The following is a 15,582-nucleotide window of genomic DNA, read 5'->3' on the forward strand; positions in this document are numbered from 1 at the left end:
TTTTATTTGAATTTAAGAATCTCTACTTCAAGATATTTAAAATAAAAATGCGTCTAAAGCATATTGACCAGGACCTATTAGCGCTACACCTATCGTCACCGCAAGTAAAGTTAAGTTATATTCATAGCCATTGGACGTTGCCCATAACCCATTAGCACCATGTACCTTCACAATTGCCATTACCATCGTTCCTGCAATGATGAAACCAGCTAGGGGCGTTAGAAGACCAACAGCAAACAATATTCCGCCAACAAGTTCAGCTAATCCTGCGAAAAGGGCCATGGTTACACCCGGCTTCATTCCAATCGACTCAAACCATCCACCTGTTCCTTTTAAACCGTACCCGCCGAACCAGCCAAACAATTTCTGTGCACCGTGACCAACAAAAAGTAAACCGATTACTAAACGAATAATTAATAAACCAATATTTATCATCTTAAAATCCTCCTAAGTTTTTTATCTCGAATTCGAGATATTTATCAAAAAAATTAAACTTTATTCCTTACCTTTTTCAACAAGCGAACCAATGTCTCTGCTTCTTCGGAATTTAACGAATCAAACATATCATCCACTACCTGATGATAGTTAGGCATTATTTTATCCATAAATTCATTTCCTTCATCAGTTAATGAAACATGGATTGCTCTTCGATCATTAGGGCAGTCACTTCTATTTAATAGACCTTTTTGTTCTAACTTATCTATCACATAGGTCATGGAACCACTTGAGATTAAGATGCAATTCCCAATCTGTTGAATGGTTTGTTTCCCTTTTTGGTAAAGGACTTCCAAAACCGAGAATTCCGGAATATTTAGCTTGTTTTTGGACATTTCTTCCTTCATTCGATCATGGACTGCTTTTGATGTTTGCATTAATTGCAGAAAGGGTAAATTCGTGCATTTCTTCACCATTTAACTCACCTCCAATAAATCTTGAATTAATATATCTTGAATATGAGATAATGATAATACGAATAACGTTATTTGTCAACAACCATTTTAAATGTTTTGCCATTTGAATATTTGTAAGATGATTCTACTGTTCAGAGATGCCCTCTCGCACATGAGTTGGAGCAAATTCCTACTCGGCTGATTTATCTATTTGTTTTATCTATTATTAACTTATTTTCCCATTACTTCTTGTATAATAGATATAGAAATAATTTCTTTTTCGACTTATCCAAATGATATGGTTTTTAAAGGAGGTGTTTGTTTGATAAAAAGGAAAATCAATAGCAGCAAGAAAACCTCATTAGGCGTATTAGGGACAATTGGTGCTATATTATTGGGTAAATTAAAATATGTTCTCGTAGTGTTAAAACTCCTTAAACTTCAAACACTTTTGAGCATGTTTATTACTCTCGGATCCTACGCCCTCATTTTTGGCTGGGAGTTTGCCGTTGCGATCGTCTATTTATTATTCATTCACGAAATGGGTCATGCCTACGCAGCGAAAAGGATTAAACTACCAGTAAGCCCAGCTATATTTATTCCTTTTATGGGGGCGGTTATTGGGATGAAGGAAATGCCAAAAAATGCAAAAGATGAGGGCTTTGTAGCCTATATGGGACCTTTATTCGGATTGATATCCTTTTTGCCGGCGATTCCTTTGTATGATCATACACATGAACCGTTCTGGGCGCTTCTAATTATTTTAGGAGGAATGATCAATTTATTTAATCTAATTCCTATTACTCCATTAGATGGCGGAAGAATTGCCGCTGGAATTAGTACTAAGCTATGGGGTTTAGGAATCATTTTGTTATTAGCTTACTCCATATATAAATTAAGCTTCATAGGTTTTATCATCGTCCTTCTGGGCTCCCGAGAATGGTACAAATTATATAAAAAACAAAAACGGTTAAAGGATGATCAATTAGAGGTGCAAGAACTAGAAGTTCTAATTGAGAATATTTCTCTAGAATCTCATTCTCTAGATTCGACTTATGAAATGATTAGAAAGGCAAAATGGAAAATCGCAAATTTAGAGATTACTCAACTATTAAATACACTGACTTTGGAAATTGAAAAAATGAAAAAGGATCTTTATTTGCAACAATTGTCTGGTACTTATCATTTGAGTGATGAAGCTATTCATTACAATCAACCCGTTATTTTAGATATTCTTAACCAATTACAAGAAAAATTATCAGCGTATAAAAAAGATATACTGATAACAAAAAGTTATTATAAAACGGATAAAAAAACGAAACTGCAATTATTTTTGATTTATATCGGTTTAGTCCTTGCCCTAACGATTAGTTATTATTATGGTAATGAAATCCTCATGAATCATCCAGAAATACAAAATGAGTTGAATAAGTAAAAACGCAATCCAAAAAATGTAATCCAAACAACCCAAAAAGGTACACCACAATTTAATCCGTGGTGTACCCTTTTCAAAGAGAACTGATTGAATCGTATATAGCACAAGAACGACAGTACATATTAAATTAATTCATTTTTCTTTTTTAATATCATATATAGGATGATGCTGCACACCGAGCATAAAAGAGCTAGAGAAGCAATAAACCCGTATCCTGCCTGTAATCCCACTACCTCGTTTACAGATCCCCCATCACCATTGAACATCTTACTAACTAAATCGATAATAAAACCTATCATTAGGTTTCCGATTACACTGGCAATCCCCATGAGTGTAACAGTAAATGTAATTGCTGTACCTGTACCTTTTGGGTAGCGTTTAGCTAAAAGTGCCATGACAGTTGGATATATTAACGCAATCCCCACTCCAGATATAGCAAATAGGATAGCTCCTTTTTCTCCTGCCAAAATCGCAGCGAATCCGCATATGCCTGAAAAGGCCGAGGCAATAATGATCGATAAGGTAAAACCAATTTTATCAGTGATCGACCCTAAAAAAAGTCTGGCGAGCATAAAAAATAAGAAAAACATCGATAACATCTTAGATGCATCGTTTATGTTCCATTTATAGGCTTTTACCAAAAACTGTACAAGCCAACTTCCAATCGCAAGCTCTGAGACCACACCGAAAGAAAGAACCGCAACGATGAGCCATGCGACAGGGTCGCGAATTAGAGAATGATAGGAAGTAGTTTCCTCAACTTCATGCGTCTCGTTAGGAATTTTCCCTAATAGAGAAGGCACAATTGGCAGCAGTGACAATAATAGAACCAAGAGGTACATCCCCCGCCACCCCAGTTCTTCACCAAAAACATTCCAGCCCATTATGGACGCTGCAATAGTCGGGGCAACGGTTGAACTAAGCCCGTAAAAAAAGTGAGAAAGGTTCATCATCGCACCCGTATTTTTAGTGAATATTCGAGCCGCCATGATTCCTAGTCCAATCTCCAGAACGCCGTTTCCAATGTACAGTAAAAAGAACGAAGCAGAGAGAGATGCATAATTAGCTGAAAAATAAATAACAAATCCAGCTAGTGCCATTGATAAAAATGCAATGACTCCGGTCCATTTAATCCCTATTTTATTGCTAAGTGCTGATGTAAATGAACAGGCAAGCAGATAGCCTAAAGAATTCAAGGCTAGTAAAATGCCAATTTGTGACTGACTTAAATGTAGTTCGTTTTGGATGATTGGAATAGCTGGTCCTTTTATGTTTTCAGATAAACCAAAAATTAGAAAGCCGCCAAAAACGATACTAAGTAATAGATAATAATTGTATTTAGGATTTACCTTAAGGGCATTGCTACTTTTTTCAGTACTTAGAGCTTGTTGTTGTGTTTCCATGAATGTTCCTTTCTTTATAAAAAATTATCTAATCTATCATGTACGTCTTCTTATCATTTATTTGCATGCATATAGTTTGATAAGTAAAGCACCAAAACCATAGGGACCATCCCGCCTTTTTACTTCAGATAAGATTCTGCTGCTGTATATGATTTATTTTTCGGGTTTGGAAATATACAACATTCCGTAAAGGATGTGGGATTAAATGGATTTAGCTACCTTTATCAGATTATATCAAGAATTTTTAAAAGAATGTGAACAAAATGGATGGATGGTAGAAGTTCTTATTGAAGAATTCGGAAATTATCTTGCTGCTATAACAAATGTGGAAGGAGTCGAAGTCCAATTCTATATTGAGTTGGACATAGAAAACTGTGTACACCTTAGTGAGTCTACCAATCAAAGCAGACTGGATTATGGTGTAATCAGGGACGAAGGAAAGGGTGACCAGTTTGCGAAACAAGTATTGGATGAATTTCACCAATACTGGGTAAAGCATATACCAAAACGGTACTCGAGCTTTATTCTTTATAAACAATAAAATAAATTCATGGAAGAAGGTATAATTGTCTAATATATCTTCTTTATTTTTTGATTACCAAATATGTGGTAAACACAAGTTAGATAAGACAACATAAACTATAAATCAAAATTCAAATCATATGATCTTCACGTTCATTGGAGGGTAAATATTGAAATTAAGCGTTCTCGATCAATCAGTTATAAGTAAAGGGGATTCGGCGAGTACCACTTTACAAAAAACTGTAAAATTAGCTCAGTTATCGGAGGATTTAGGATACACTCGCTTTTGGGTTGCGGAACATCATAACACCAATGGAATGGCTGGTTCCTCTCCAGAAATACTTATTTCACATATAGCATCAATGACTCGGAAAATACGTGTCGGTTCGGGCGGTGTATTACTCCCTCAGTATAGCCCCTATAAGCTTGCCGAGAACTTCAAAGTATTAGAGGCCTTGTTTCCGAATCGAATTGATTTAGGAATCGGACGTTCCCCTGGTGGTTCAGCGACTACTCGGCTGGCTTTGACAGATGGATTAAGAAAAAGCCTCAATGAATTCCCTAGGCAGGTAAAGGACCTGCAGGGTTTTTTACAGAATCAATTACCCGAAGATCATCCTTTTCATGGTGTACAAGCATTCCCGATGACAACAAATTTACCAGAAGTATGGCTTTTGGGAATTACTCATAGAGGTGCAAGATTAGCTGCAGAAAATGGGACCGCTTTTACTTATGGCCATTTTATCACTCCGGTAAATGGACAGCAGGCTATGAACTATTATTATAATCATTTTCAGCCCTCGCCTTTTCTGGAAGAGCCTGTGGCAAATGTTTGTGTATTTGTGGTGTGTGCCGCTACTCAGGAAAGAGCGGAAGAATTGGCTTTAAGCCAAGATATGTGGCTGTTAGCAGTTGAAAAAGGAATTGATACTAGGATCCCTTCCATCATAGAAGCAAAGAACATACCGTTAACCTACGACGACAGAATTAAGATTAAGGAAAATCGAAAGCGCATGATTATTGGTACACCTCAAAAAGTTAAAAGCGAACTTCTTCGGTTGATTGAAAATTACCAAACGGAGGAATTTATGATTATAAGCAATATACATGACTTTCAGGAAAAAATTGAAAGCTATACTTTGTTAGCTGAAGCATTTCTTTAACCTAATCCGATAAAAAACATGATTAAATAGCATAAAATGTCTTTGTGTTTTCTAATAATCTTTCGGAAACTTCTTCTTCTGCAAGGTTTTTTATTTTCGCAATCATGTAAATCGAATGCTTCATCATGTCAGGATGAGTCATTTTTCCTAAAAAAGGACCTTCGAACGGCCATGGACCGTCTGTTTCAATCATCATTTTCCCTAATGGATAGGTTTGAACCAATTTCTGAATCTTCTCCTTATAAACAATTTCAGGAGTAACAGAGATAAAATACCCCGCTTCGATCATTCTCGAAATTGTTTTTTCATCCCCTTTAAACCAATGGAAATGGGCCTTTGTCACCGAATGCTTTTCCAAAAGATCACAAACAATCGGGGCATCATCATAGACGGCATGCAGAACAATCGGCTTGTCCCATTTCTTTGCCATCTCCACAAACGTTTCGAGATGGTCAATATATTGGCCATACTGCAATCTAGATACTTTTTGGTCCTCCTTTAAATAGTAAGGCAAACCTACCTCTCCAATAGCAATCATTTCTTCTTGATGTTGACCCATCCATTCAATCAGTCTGGAAAACTCAACTTCAGTTGGCAGTATCTGCTCTGGATGCAACCCAAATAGAGGTTTTATTTTTTGATATTTCCTTGATAATTGAAGGTTTCGCTTACAAGATTCAAGATCAAAAGAAACCGACAGCAAAGCTTCAATCGAACCAGTCCCTTCCAATATCAAGTCTATTTCTTTATCTGTATACCGATCTAAATGAATATGGGCATCAATCATTTTCATTTTGGATTCACACTTTCTTTATTTCTTTGCTTATAGATTCCTTGTTAGAAAAACAGATTCATTTCATAACAAGAAATATGGGCTGCCGGGTTCACTGTTTAGAACAGATGACACAGCTGCCCACATCTTAAGTCTTAAAACTTATCTATTTGATAGGGAAAATCCTTTTCCGATTACAGGTCCAACACTAGATACCATGTTATTAACAGCACTAAATAATGCTTTTATGGATGAAGCCATAATGTCAGCATCGATTCCACAGCCCCAATAAACAGCCCCATCTAAAGAAGTGAATCCTACATATGATACTGCATTTGATTCCGAACCTCTTTCTAGGGCATGTTCTTTGTAAACTAAATCTTTAAAATCGAGACCCAGTGTGGTGCGAAGACCATTGCTGATGGCGTCAAGTTTCCCATTTCCTATACCAGTCAATTCGTGAGCCTCACCGTTTATCTTGACTGATACAGTCGTTTCATATTTTTCATTTTGAGTAAATCGGTAATTGATGAACTCAACTGGGGTATGAATATTGACATATTCTTTTATGAAAATATCATAGATTTCATTTGGCATAAGCTCCTTGTGCATGCGATCCGATACATTTTTAACACTATATCCAAAGCTTTCACGCATCTCCGCCGGCAGATCAAGTCCAAAATTCTGCATCAGCACATACCCAATACCCCCCTTACCTGATTGGCTATTAATACGGATAATATCGCCTTCATACTGTCTGCCAATATCCTTTGGATCGATCAATAGATAAGGGACTGTCCAATACTCATTTTCTCTTTCCTCACGCCACTTCATTCCTTTTGCGATTGCATCCTGATGGGATCCTGAGAATGCCGTAAAAACAAGTTCTCCCCCATACGGGTGTCTTTCATGAACTTTCATTCTTGTTAATTTTTCATACTTGGCAAGGATATGATAGATATTTTCAAAGTGAAGCTTAGGATTTACGCCGTGCGAATACATGTTTAAAGCCAATGTGACGATGTCTACGTTACCTGTTCTTTCTCCATTTCCGAACAGTGTTCCTTCTACCCTCTGCGCTCCAGCAAGCATACCCAACTCCGCATCGGCAACTCCGGTTCCCCTGTCATTGTGAGGATGAAGGGAAAGAATGACATTGTTCCGAAAGTTTAAATGATCACTCATGTATTCAATCTGACTGGCATAAACATGGGGCATTGACATAGACACTGTAGCTGGAAGATTGATAATCACTTTGTTGTCAGCAGTAGGCTGCCACACATCCAGTACCCGGTTGCAAATTTCAAGCGCAAACTCCATTTCTGTGCCTGTGAAGCTTTCCGGTGAATATTGAAACTGGAAATTCCCCTCCGTTTCGGCGGCATATTTCTTAACCATTTTTGCTCCGGTTACGGCAATGTCGATAATTTCTTCCTCCGTTTTTTGGAACACCTGTTCACGCTGCGGTATGGATGTTGAATTGTAAAGGTGGACAACCGCCTTATTCGCTCCTTGAAGAGATTCAAACGTTTTTTTGATAATATGTTCTCTTGACTGGGTTAAAACTTGAATGGTTACATCATCTGGAATTAATTCCTGTTCAATCAAGGTACGTAAAAAAGTATATTCTGTTTCAGAAGCGGCAGGAAAGCCCACTTCTATTTCCTTGAAACCTACTTCCAACAGTAATTGAAAATATTCCAGCTTCTCCTCTAGACTCATTGGCACCACTAAAGCTTGGTTACCATCTCTTAGGTCTACACTGCACCATGTTGGAGCTTCCTCAATATACTCCTTTTCCGTCCATTTCAAGCTTTTTACTGGAGGCATGAAATAACCTCTGGAATACTTTTCAATGTTTTTCATTCTATTGCCCACCTTTTTATCAATTTAATTAGTAGAGTTTAAATAAAAAAAGCCTATCATCTCATAAGAGACGACAGGCTTTGCCTACGTGGTACCACTCTTTTTGATTCGTTAAAAAAAGCAAACGAATCCACTTAATGACTTGATTACGGCTATCAACCGTTAAGGCCTACATTTCAGCCTTACCACTCCTGGGTGAGTTGGGGGTGTTATTGACTGTCTCTCACCAACCGACAGCTCTCTATACAATACGTAACCCTTAATACTCCCAATCATTGCGTTTTTATTTTTTGAATTTTCCCCATTTTATTACTAATTTTAAAAACAGTCAACCCTTTAGGTAATTATTTTCCACAATAACCAACTTATTAATCTTTAATCAAGTGAAATTTTTTTGTTTTTTGCAAGGTTTCCATCATTTCAAATTCGCACATTTAGTACATTTGGATGAGATTTATGGAGAAAAAAGTGAATCTAGGTTAAATAAAAAAAGAGCAATTCAGCTCTTTTTTATTGATCCTTCTGTATCGGAAACTGTATTCAGTATTAAAATGAAAAAGAGCTGCTTTTTCTAAAGAAATATCTATTGATTACTCTGTGAAATAGCACTAGATAAAACGATTTCATAGCATTTAGATGTTCGAAAGACTAACCCCTATAGTTTTTGCACAACCTTATACACCACCACTACAGAAATCGTTCCCCCATCTAAATTTGCTACCCTAAGATCGACGAAATTCATTTGGTCAAGGGTATTTAAGAAAACATTGACCTGTTCCTCGACATCACTTGGTGGACCTGTAAATATTTTTGTTCTTATCTTACGAACCGTATATTCCATATCGCATCCGCTCCCTTGTATGATTGAAATCCATTGCTACAGATGTGAATCAGTTGCCGCCAAAATTTCTATCACCCCTGCCTCTTGTTCCTTTGCTTCTTCCTTGCCCTTATCTATTCAGCCAACAGCAGAGGCAGAAAATTATGAGACCTCTGCTGTTGCCCAGTTAAAATTTGGTTCTAAGAATGATTGTTTTTTTGCGCCGCGCCTGACCAAATAGCAAGAATTAAGACAATAATTCCAAGAATGACACTATTCCACATAGCGCCCGCATTGCTGGTGAAACTATACACCCATGGAGAAATGATGAGCCAGACACCGATCAGTCCAGTTAGCCAAAGTTGCCACATCATAAAAACCTCCTATTTATTAATTGACGTTAACGTTAATGTCAACGTCAATAAAACATATGAAATTTATGAGAATATATTCCAATTCATGTGAGAAGTTATCTTTATTTTTTTGATTAATCGAAAAAAAATCGTTGCATATGGAGTAATGAGTGTAAGTTGTTTTAAAATTTTGTAGGGTATTGCCAAAGGTAAAACTGTGGAGTGTGCTATCTCTGAGGTTGCTGCCAGGATTTATGTAGATACTTAGTTTAATACGCTTAATCTGAAAAAATTCTTTATTATTTGTAGCTAGACCCGATTTACTTTTTTTCCAATTCGTCCATAAAGTGTAAAGAGCGTTCCACTTGCTCTTGGTACAGATTGCGCATGATTTCTACGTTTTCTATTTTCGTATTCATTTTTTCAATCAAGTTGTGAAGAACATCGATGTACTGCCTTACCAACACTCTTTGTCCATCGGCACTTTCAATATTCTCTTGAAATGTACGGCGTATTTCATTAAGCGACTCCTCTGCGTCCATAACTTCCTGAATCTCTTGAAGTGAGATACCCAAATATTCCTTCAGGCGAAGGATTTGCTTAATTCGGTCCATCGTGCTTTGATCATAAAGACGATGCCCGCCATTCGTGCGCAATGCAGGGGAAATAAGACCTACCTCCTCATAATACCGGAGCGTTCTTGGGGTTATCCCAAGTTGCCGTGAAACCGCGTCAATGGTCAATACATCGTAAATCTCATTATTCGTCAAGCTGAAACACCTACTTTGTACAGAGTTAATTTGGATAAAAGATATATATCTATTAAAACACATGGATAACTTCCAGGTAAATCCATTTATTCACCACTCTTTGTACCTTTTTTCTCCAAATAAAAGGAGATGCTGTACGGCATCCCCTTATTATTCAACATTTACTTCTCTTCACTTTTTTTCCAATACTGCAAAATAATTATTTTCACTATCTGCAAAGTTGAACACTCTGCCAGAAGGCATGGTGACCATTTCACCAACGGTAACATTTTGCTTGGATAAGTCGGCATATAATTGATCTAGGTCATTTGAAAAAAACATTAAAGATGGTGTACCGAGATTTAATTCAGGCTGCATTTTAGAAATTAGTTCCTTATTGTGCAGGACAATACTTGTCCCAAATTCATTTGTTGGTGCAATTTCAATCCATCTCAACCCCTGACCGTTATCTTCGTCTGAAATTACCTTAAATCCCACTTTTTCAGTCCAAAATTTAACTGCCTCATCTTGATTATTTACATACAACATTACTTGCCCTAACCTATTAATCATTCGTTCACCCTCTATATCAATTTAAATTATGACCTCTATCAATTTATTGATAGAAATAAATAATATACTATTCAATTTTACCCAATCAAGCCAATAATGAATACATTTTTTATGGAAAATGATGTTAAAATATGATTTAGAGTTACTTACTTTATAAACAGTTCGACTGAAAAATATAAAAAGGGAGGTATCGAAGATGACATCTTCAACTAAAAGTTTACGAACCTGCGCCAAGGGCCACAAATACTATAAAAGCAGCGACTGTCCGACTTGCCCGATCTGTGAAAAAGAACTGAAACCTGCCACTGGATTTCTCTCCATCCTCTCGGCGCCAGCCAGACGGGCATTAGAAAACAATGGGATCACTTCTTTACAACAGCTTTCTACCTATAGTGAAAACGAGATCTTGGAATTTCATGGTATGGGGCCAGGTTCTTTACCGAAACTTAGGACCGCTTTGAAAGAAAAGGGGTTATTTTTCAAAGCAAAATAGCTGAATGATATTTTTTCTAACTATCTTATTTGTCTAAACAGTTCTTAAATATATAATTACTCTATTTTTATAAAACATGTTCCTCTAATCTCCCTGTTATACCGAAAACAAAAAGGCTGCCATAATGACAGCCAGAGCATTTTTTTCATAGAAATTAAAAATCCTTTTATTTAATCGTCAAACTTAAATTTTGGTAACGCTTCGACTGTTTCGGTATTTGTTAGTTCTTCCTGCCTTACTTTTGATTTTTTCACACCTAGAAAAATAACCATTCCAACCAATAAGATTGCAAGTAACAGCCAGAGAAAAACCATATGAATCGCTCCCTTCGAAAAAATAACCGCATTATAATATATGAAGAGGAGCTTGGCATTTTTAATGTCAAAAAGATATAAAATTATTTACAGTTTTATAACTGAATGGAATATAGCTCCTTTTTAATATGCACTAATTCTTTGTTTCGTAAAAATTTTATTTATACATCAGGTACTCCTCAAAAATCCCTCTTTCTGCTATGTTAATGTTAGCTAATACCAATTTAAGGATGTGAAGGGCAGTTCAGTTCTGCTATGGGATGAATATTAAAATATTGATTGCGGATGATAATTCGTTTATTCGCGAGGGAATGAAGATCATTTTGAGTACCTACGGAGAGTTTGAGGTACTTGCAACCGTAGATGATGGTAAGGAAGCAGTTGAATATTGTCAACATCATCATGTTGACATAGCTCTTCTGGATGTAAGGATGCCCAATATGAATGGCGTTGAAGCAACAAAACTTCTGACAGAAACAACGAAGACCAAGCCGATGATTCTGACAACGTTTGATGACGATGAGTACATTATCGATGCAATTAAGAATGGAGCAAAAGGCTACTTATTAAAAAATACCGACCCTGAACGGATCCGCGATGCCATTAAAAGTATCTACTATGGCAACACTGTTTTGCAGGATGTTGTCCTCGATAAGGTTAAATTCAAAATGACTGGCAATTCAAAACCCGAGTCCAAGGTGGATTCCAGCCTCTTCACAGAGCGGGAAATGGACATCATGAAACTTATTGCAAAAGGCTACTCCAACAAGGCGATCTCTAAAGAACTATTTATTTCGGAAGGCACTGTTGCTAACTATATTACTTCGATTCTAGGGAAAACAGGCTTGGAGGATCGAACCCAAATTGCCATATACTTTCTTACTGGCTCAGTAGATTAAGAGGACCATGAGATGGAATTATGGATCATTTTCAGCAAGCTAATTATTATCCTATTTCTCAGCTTTTCCTATGTTCAATCCAAAACAAGCAGTCTGGCTTTGATTGTCCTTGCGATTTTAGTATATTTCAGCATAAATATTACCCTTTACCTTATTCGATCGGGAAGAGTAAGGATTTGCCTCCACCTTGTATCGATGGTTCTTATTTTTATTACCTTTCGGGAAGTCAATTCGTTATTTATCCTTCTCCTGCCAAATCACTTTTATGAGCTTGCCTGGCCTTTTTTTGAAAAAAAGTGGGCGTTGTTGGTATTGGGATTACTGCCTGTATTTATTGTCCCTCACTTACAGGCGTCATACTGTCTGGTTGCACTCTTTTGCTTTGTGGTTTATTTCATGACTAGCCATTACTCGCATAGGCTGATTAAATATGAGAATATGCTTGATAAGATGCGCGTTGATATGCAGCGTCTCTCCAAAAACCTTAATGAAAATAAAGAGTACATTAGGCAATCTGAATATACCTCTCGCTTAGAGGAGCGCAACCGGATTTCCCAGCAGATTCATGACAGCATTGGCCATTCCATGACCGGCGCATTGATTCAAATGGAAGCGGCGAAGACTCTAGTGGGTATGGACCAGGCGAAGGCCGTGGAACTGCTTCAGAATGCGATAAACATTTCAAAAGAAGGCATCGAAGATATTAGAATTACCTTAAAAAATATGAAGCCCCCAACCGAACAAATCGGCTTACAGCGTCTAAAACTGTTCATTGAGGAGTTTTCCATCCAGCACCAGTTACGAATGCCGTTGGTATACAAAGGAAACATAGATTTGATTTCACCGATTCAATGGAAGATTATTGCTGATAATATCAGCGAAGCCCTTACGAATTCATTAAAATACTCAGGTGCGTCGGAAATAGCGATTGACATTCAGGTATTGAACAAACTAGTCCGGGTCGAGGTCCGTGATAACGGTAAAGGGATTGTATCCGGCAAAGTGGTAAAAGGGCTTGGCATCGTAGGCATGGAAGAACGGTCTGCATCCATAAAAGGCACAGTGATTGTCGATGGACCAAATGGATTCTCCGTTACCACCCTCCTCCCCATCGCCTAATGAAAGCCTTCATATGAAAAACATGAAATTTCTCATGTATAAAGGGTGAACTAATGCACTTATGTTAGTTCACCCTTTTTTCTTATAATCAAATTACAAATAAAGGAAATGGTGTCAGGCACCATCCTATATGAGGTGAGTTTATGAACGTGTTGGAGATTAAGAATTTAACGAAGAAATTTGGCGATTTTATTGCTGTAGATAATATGTCTTTAGTGATTCAGGAAGGGGAAATTTTCGGTTTCCTGGGGTCCAATGGAGCCGGCAAGAGTACAACGATCAATATGATCTCAGGTCTTTTACGAAACAACAGCGGGGAAATCCATATCCTTGGCAAGAACATTGCGTCACACAGCAAGTTTTCCAAGATGAATATCGGGATTGTACCACAGGACTTGGCGATTTATGAGGATATGACAGCTTACGAGAATGTGAGATTTTTTGCAGGTTTATATGGTCTGCGAGGAGCAGAATTAAAAGAACGTGTCGAAGAAGCACTAGAGTTTGTCGGGCTGTTAGATAAACAAAAGAGCTATCCAAAGACTTTTTCCGGCGGGATGAAACGCAGATTAAATATCGCTTGTGCGATTGCTCATCGCCCAAAGCTGATTATTATGGATGAACCAACTGTTGGTATTGATCCACAATCACGAAACTACATTTTAACCTCTGTCCGCAAATTAAACGAGATGGGCTGTACCGTTATTTACACGAGCCACTACATGGAAGAGGTGGAAGAAATCTGTTCGCGGATTGCGATTGTCGATCATGGAAAGGTGATTGCGGAAGGAACTAAGGAGCAATTAAAAGCGATTATTACGGATACAAAGGATATATTGTTTGAAGTGAAAAACTCAGATAACTTCGATGAAGTTTCATTAAAGGAAATCAAAGGTGTCAATTCCGTTTCCGTCGAGGAAAACCTGGTGAAAATTAACTCCAAATCAGAAATAAACAATTTAAACCAGATTATTCAGTTCTTCATTAACAATGGTAAAGAAATCCGCTCACTCCAAGAGCTGGCTCCAAACCTTGAAACCGTATTTCTTACTCTAACCGGTAGAAACTTAAGAGATTAGGAGGAAGCCACAGTGAATATCATCAACATAGCTCTAAATGAATGTAAACGCAGCATCCGAGATTTCAGGACGCTGGTGTTTATGCTGGCCTTCCCAATCGTGTTAATGCTGATTCTCGGAACTGCTTTGTCTAGTACCTTTGACACAAACATTAAAATTGGAAAAATCAATGTACTATTTACCGAAAATAATGATCGTAACTTTTCAGAACCGTTCCATAATTTTATAATGGAAGCCAAAAAGCAAGACATTCATTTTTCAGAGGCAAAGAATGGTACAAATGGACAGCTGGCTGTTCAACAAAACAAATATGATGCTTATGTGATCGTTACTGATAAAGGAATTCAATTTTACGGCAGTGAGCGGAACAGCATCCAGGCAAGTATGGTTGAAGGAATGCTGACTGCTTTTACCGATAAATACAATTTGATTACCGAGATAGCAAAGGAAAAACCTGAGCAAATACAAGCCGTATTAGCCAATACCTCAAGCAACTATGTAAAAGAAACCTCCTTAACTGCTGATAAAGCTCCTGGATCGATGGATTATTATGCCATTGCGATGACCACGATGATTGCCTTATACAGTGCTATTTCTGCCAGTTCTCTAATTCGCGCGGAAAGAAGGCGGAACACAGCCATTCGACTCGCCATCGCACCTATCAACAAAATCGAAATTTTTCTAGGTAAAATTCTTGGCGGAATCGGTATTAATTTTATATGCATCTTGCTGGTAATGGCCTTCAGCCGTTTTGTCTTTGGCGCAGACTGGGGCACCCATCTCGGAATGGTAGTACTCATTCTGTTCACGCTCGTATTTCTTGCTGTGAGCTTTGGGCTCGGCCTCAGCTATATGATCAAAACGGATTCAGGTATGCAAACCATCGTCATGATTGTCCTACAGCTTGCTGCCTTTTTTGGCGGGGCCTATTTCAGAATTGACAATGCTGACGGAATTCTGGGAATCGTGGTGAATTTGTCCCCTTTGACATGGGCAAGGGATGCGTTAACAAAAATTATTTATAACAATGATCTAGTCGCTGGACTGCCTGCGATCTCATTAAATATTGGCATTGCACTTGTTTTTCTAATGGTTGCGATTGTTGCATTCAGAAAACGGGAGGGTCTCTAGA

The 15,582-nt window shown here is 37.6% G+C and carries 18 protein-coding genes and 1 other annotated feature; of the genes, 8 read left to right on the forward strand and 10 right to left on the reverse strand.

Features of this window, described 5'->3' with window-relative positions; translation table 11 throughout:
• Positions 1-36: 36 nt before the first annotated feature.
• Together L1999_RS18070 and L1999_RS18075 are read right to left on the reverse strand one after the other, a co-directional pair.
• Entirely contained in the window at positions 37-435 is a 399-nt protein-coding gene (locus tag L1999_RS18070; protein ID WP_235739830.1) for a DoxX family protein, read from the reverse strand.
• Positions 436-488: 53 nt separating this feature from the next.
• Complete coding sequence (locus tag L1999_RS18075) at positions 489-911, reverse strand: MarR family winged helix-turn-helix transcriptional regulator (RefSeq protein WP_235739831.1); 423 nt, start codon at positions 909-911, stop codon at positions 489-491.
• Positions 912-1,227: 316 nt separating this feature from the next.
• Between L1999_RS18075 and L1999_RS18080 the strand changes: the two genes are divergently transcribed.
• A complete protein-coding gene (locus L1999_RS18080; protein WP_430540046.1) occupies positions 1,228-2,325 on the forward strand; it encodes a site-2 protease family protein in 1,098 nt (365 codons plus the stop codon).
• Between the two features lie 122 nt (positions 2,326-2,447).
• On the opposite strand, the gene L1999_RS18085 is transcribed toward L1999_RS18080, so the two are convergent.
• Positions 2,448-3,728 (reverse strand): MFS transporter, encoded by a 1,281-nt coding sequence (locus tag L1999_RS18085; RefSeq protein ID WP_235739833.1) that lies wholly within the window; start codon positions 3,726-3,728, stop codon positions 2,448-2,450.
• A 205-nt stretch (positions 3,729-3,933) separates the two neighbouring features.
• On the opposite strand from L1999_RS18085, the gene L1999_RS18090 reads away from it, so the two are divergent.
• Both L1999_RS18090 and L1999_RS18095 read left to right on the forward strand, forming a co-directional pair.
• Positions 3,934-4,269, forward strand: coding sequence for a hypothetical protein (locus L1999_RS18090; protein ID WP_235739834.1), 336 nt, complete (start codon positions 3,934-3,936; stop codon positions 4,267-4,269).
• Positions 4,270-4,420: 151 nt separating this feature from the next.
• On the forward strand, positions 4,421-5,413 hold the full coding sequence (locus tag L1999_RS18095; RefSeq protein WP_235739835.1) for an LLM class flavin-dependent oxidoreductase: 993 nt from the start codon (positions 4,421-4,423) through the stop codon (positions 5,411-5,413).
• A 22-nt stretch (positions 5,414-5,435) separates the two neighbouring features.
• On the opposite strand, the gene L1999_RS18100 is transcribed toward L1999_RS18095, so the two are convergent.
• From L1999_RS18100 to L1999_RS18125, 6 genes are all read right to left on the reverse strand, one after another.
• Entirely contained in the window at positions 5,436-6,206 is a 771-nt protein-coding gene (locus L1999_RS18100) for a TatD family hydrolase (protein WP_235739836.1), read from the reverse strand.
• A gap of 141 nt (positions 6,207-6,347) precedes the next feature.
• On the reverse strand, positions 6,348-8,051 hold the full coding sequence (locus L1999_RS18105; RefSeq protein WP_235739837.1) for a 2-isopropylmalate synthase: 1,704 nt from the start codon (positions 8,049-8,051) through the stop codon (positions 6,348-6,350).
• Positions 8,052-8,114: 63 nt separating this feature from the next.
• Positions 8,115-8,336, reverse strand: a binding site (T-box leader).
• A 370-nt stretch (positions 8,337-8,706) separates the two neighbouring features.
• On the reverse strand, positions 8,707-8,892 hold the full coding sequence (locus L1999_RS18110) for a sporulation protein cse60 (RefSeq protein WP_235739838.1): 186 nt from the start codon (positions 8,890-8,892) through the stop codon (positions 8,707-8,709).
• A gap of 179 nt (positions 8,893-9,071) precedes the next feature.
• Positions 9,072-9,245: an SPW repeat protein gene (locus tag L1999_RS18115; protein ID WP_235739839.1), complete on the reverse strand. Its 174-nt coding sequence runs from the start codon at positions 9,243-9,245 to the stop codon at positions 9,072-9,074.
• A 299-nt stretch (positions 9,246-9,544) separates the two neighbouring features.
• The gene (locus tag L1999_RS18120) at positions 9,545-9,994 is read right to left on the reverse strand and encodes a helix-turn-helix domain-containing protein (RefSeq protein WP_235739840.1); all 450 of its coding nucleotides are present in this window, start codon (positions 9,992-9,994) and stop codon (positions 9,545-9,547) included.
• Between the two features lie 171 nt (positions 9,995-10,165).
• Positions 10,166-10,546 (reverse strand): VOC family protein, encoded by a 381-nt coding sequence (locus L1999_RS18125; protein ID WP_235739841.1) that lies wholly within the window; start codon positions 10,544-10,546, stop codon positions 10,166-10,168.
• Between the two features lie 196 nt (positions 10,547-10,742).
• Between L1999_RS18125 and L1999_RS18130 the strand changes: the two genes are divergently transcribed.
• Positions 10,743-11,039 (forward strand): RNA polymerase alpha subunit C-terminal domain-containing protein, encoded by a 297-nt coding sequence (locus L1999_RS18130; protein WP_235739842.1) that lies wholly within the window; start codon positions 10,743-10,745, stop codon positions 11,037-11,039.
• A gap of 170 nt (positions 11,040-11,209) precedes the next feature.
• Here the strand turns inward: L1999_RS18130 and L1999_RS18135 are convergent, their stop codons facing one another.
• Positions 11,210-11,353, reverse strand: coding sequence for a hypothetical protein (locus L1999_RS18135; protein WP_235739843.1), 144 nt, complete (start codon positions 11,351-11,353; stop codon positions 11,210-11,212).
• A 260-nt stretch (positions 11,354-11,613) separates the two neighbouring features.
• On the opposite strand from L1999_RS18135, the gene L1999_RS18140 reads away from it, so the two are divergent.
• The 4 genes from L1999_RS18140 to L1999_RS18155 all read left to right on the forward strand — a co-directional run bounded on the left by L1999_RS18140 (position 11,614) and on the right by L1999_RS18155 (position 15,581).
• Positions 11,614-12,252, forward strand: coding sequence for a response regulator (locus tag L1999_RS18140; RefSeq protein WP_235739844.1), 639 nt, complete (start codon positions 11,614-11,616; stop codon positions 12,250-12,252).
• Between the two features lie 12 nt (positions 12,253-12,264).
• Positions 12,265-13,371 carry a sensor histidine kinase gene (locus tag L1999_RS18145; protein WP_235739845.1) on the forward strand — a complete coding sequence of 369 codons (1,107 nt, stop codon included), beginning with the start codon at positions 12,265-12,267 and terminating at the stop codon, positions 13,369-13,371.
• Positions 13,372-13,514: 143 nt separating this feature from the next.
• Complete coding sequence (locus L1999_RS18150) at positions 13,515-14,450, forward strand: ABC transporter ATP-binding protein (protein WP_235739846.1); 936 nt, start codon at positions 13,515-13,517, stop codon at positions 14,448-14,450.
• Between the two features lie 12 nt (positions 14,451-14,462).
• Positions 14,463-15,581 carry an ABC transporter permease gene (locus tag L1999_RS18155; protein WP_235739847.1) on the forward strand — a complete coding sequence of 373 codons (1,119 nt, stop codon included), beginning with the start codon at positions 14,463-14,465 and terminating at the stop codon, positions 15,579-15,581.
• Position 15,582 lies beyond the last annotated feature (1 nt).

The sequence above is a fragment of the Neobacillus drentensis genome, from assembly GCF_021560175.1.
GTDB lineage: Bacteria > Bacillota > Bacilli > Bacillales > Cytobacillaceae > Neobacillus > Neobacillus drentensis_A.

Bases quoted from the DNA above. Each gene is read 5' to 3' on its own strand.
- L1999_RS18150 (WP_235739846.1), top strand. From the start codon at position 13,515: ATGAACGTGTTGGAGATTAAGAATTTAACGAAGAAATTTGGCGATTTT.
- L1999_RS18125 (WP_235739841.1), bottom strand. From the start codon at position 10,546: ATGATTAATAGGTTAGGGCAAGTAATGTTGTATGTAAATAATCAAGAT.
- L1999_RS18100 (WP_235739836.1), bottom strand. From the start codon at position 6,206: ATGAAAATGATTGATGCCCATATTCATTTAGATCGGTATACAGATAAA.
- L1999_RS18085 (WP_235739833.1), bottom strand. From the start codon at position 3,728: ATGGAAACACAACAACAAGCTCTAAGTACTGAAAAAAGTAGCAATGCC.
- L1999_RS18145 (WP_235739845.1), top strand. From the start codon at position 12,265: ATGGAATTATGGATCATTTTCAGCAAGCTAATTATTATCCTATTTCTC.
- L1999_RS18070 (WP_235739830.1), bottom strand. From the start codon at position 435: ATGATAAATATTGGTTTATTAATTATTCGTTTAGTAATCGGTTTACTT.
- L1999_RS18105 (WP_235739837.1), bottom strand. From the start codon at position 8,051: ATGAAAAACATTGAAAAGTATTCCAGAGGTTATTTCATGCCTCCAGTA.
- L1999_RS18115 (WP_235739839.1), bottom strand. From the start codon at position 9,245: ATGATGTGGCAACTTTGGCTAACTGGACTGATCGGTGTCTGGCTCATC.
- L1999_RS18110 (WP_235739838.1), bottom strand. From the start codon at position 8,892: ATGGAATATACGGTTCGTAAGATAAGAACAAAAATATTTACAGGTCCA.
- L1999_RS18135 (WP_235739843.1), bottom strand. From the start codon at position 11,353: ATGGTTTTTCTCTGGCTGTTACTTGCAATCTTATTGGTTGGAATGGTT.
- L1999_RS18075 (WP_235739831.1), bottom strand. From the start codon at position 911: ATGGTGAAGAAATGCACGAATTTACCCTTTCTGCAATTAATGCAAACA.
- L1999_RS18090 (WP_235739834.1), top strand. From the start codon at position 3,934: ATGGATTTAGCTACCTTTATCAGATTATATCAAGAATTTTTAAAAGAA.
- L1999_RS18130 (WP_235739842.1), top strand. From the start codon at position 10,743: ATGACATCTTCAACTAAAAGTTTACGAACCTGCGCCAAGGGCCACAAA.
- L1999_RS18140 (WP_235739844.1), top strand. From the start codon at position 11,614: ATGAATATTAAAATATTGATTGCGGATGATAATTCGTTTATTCGCGAG.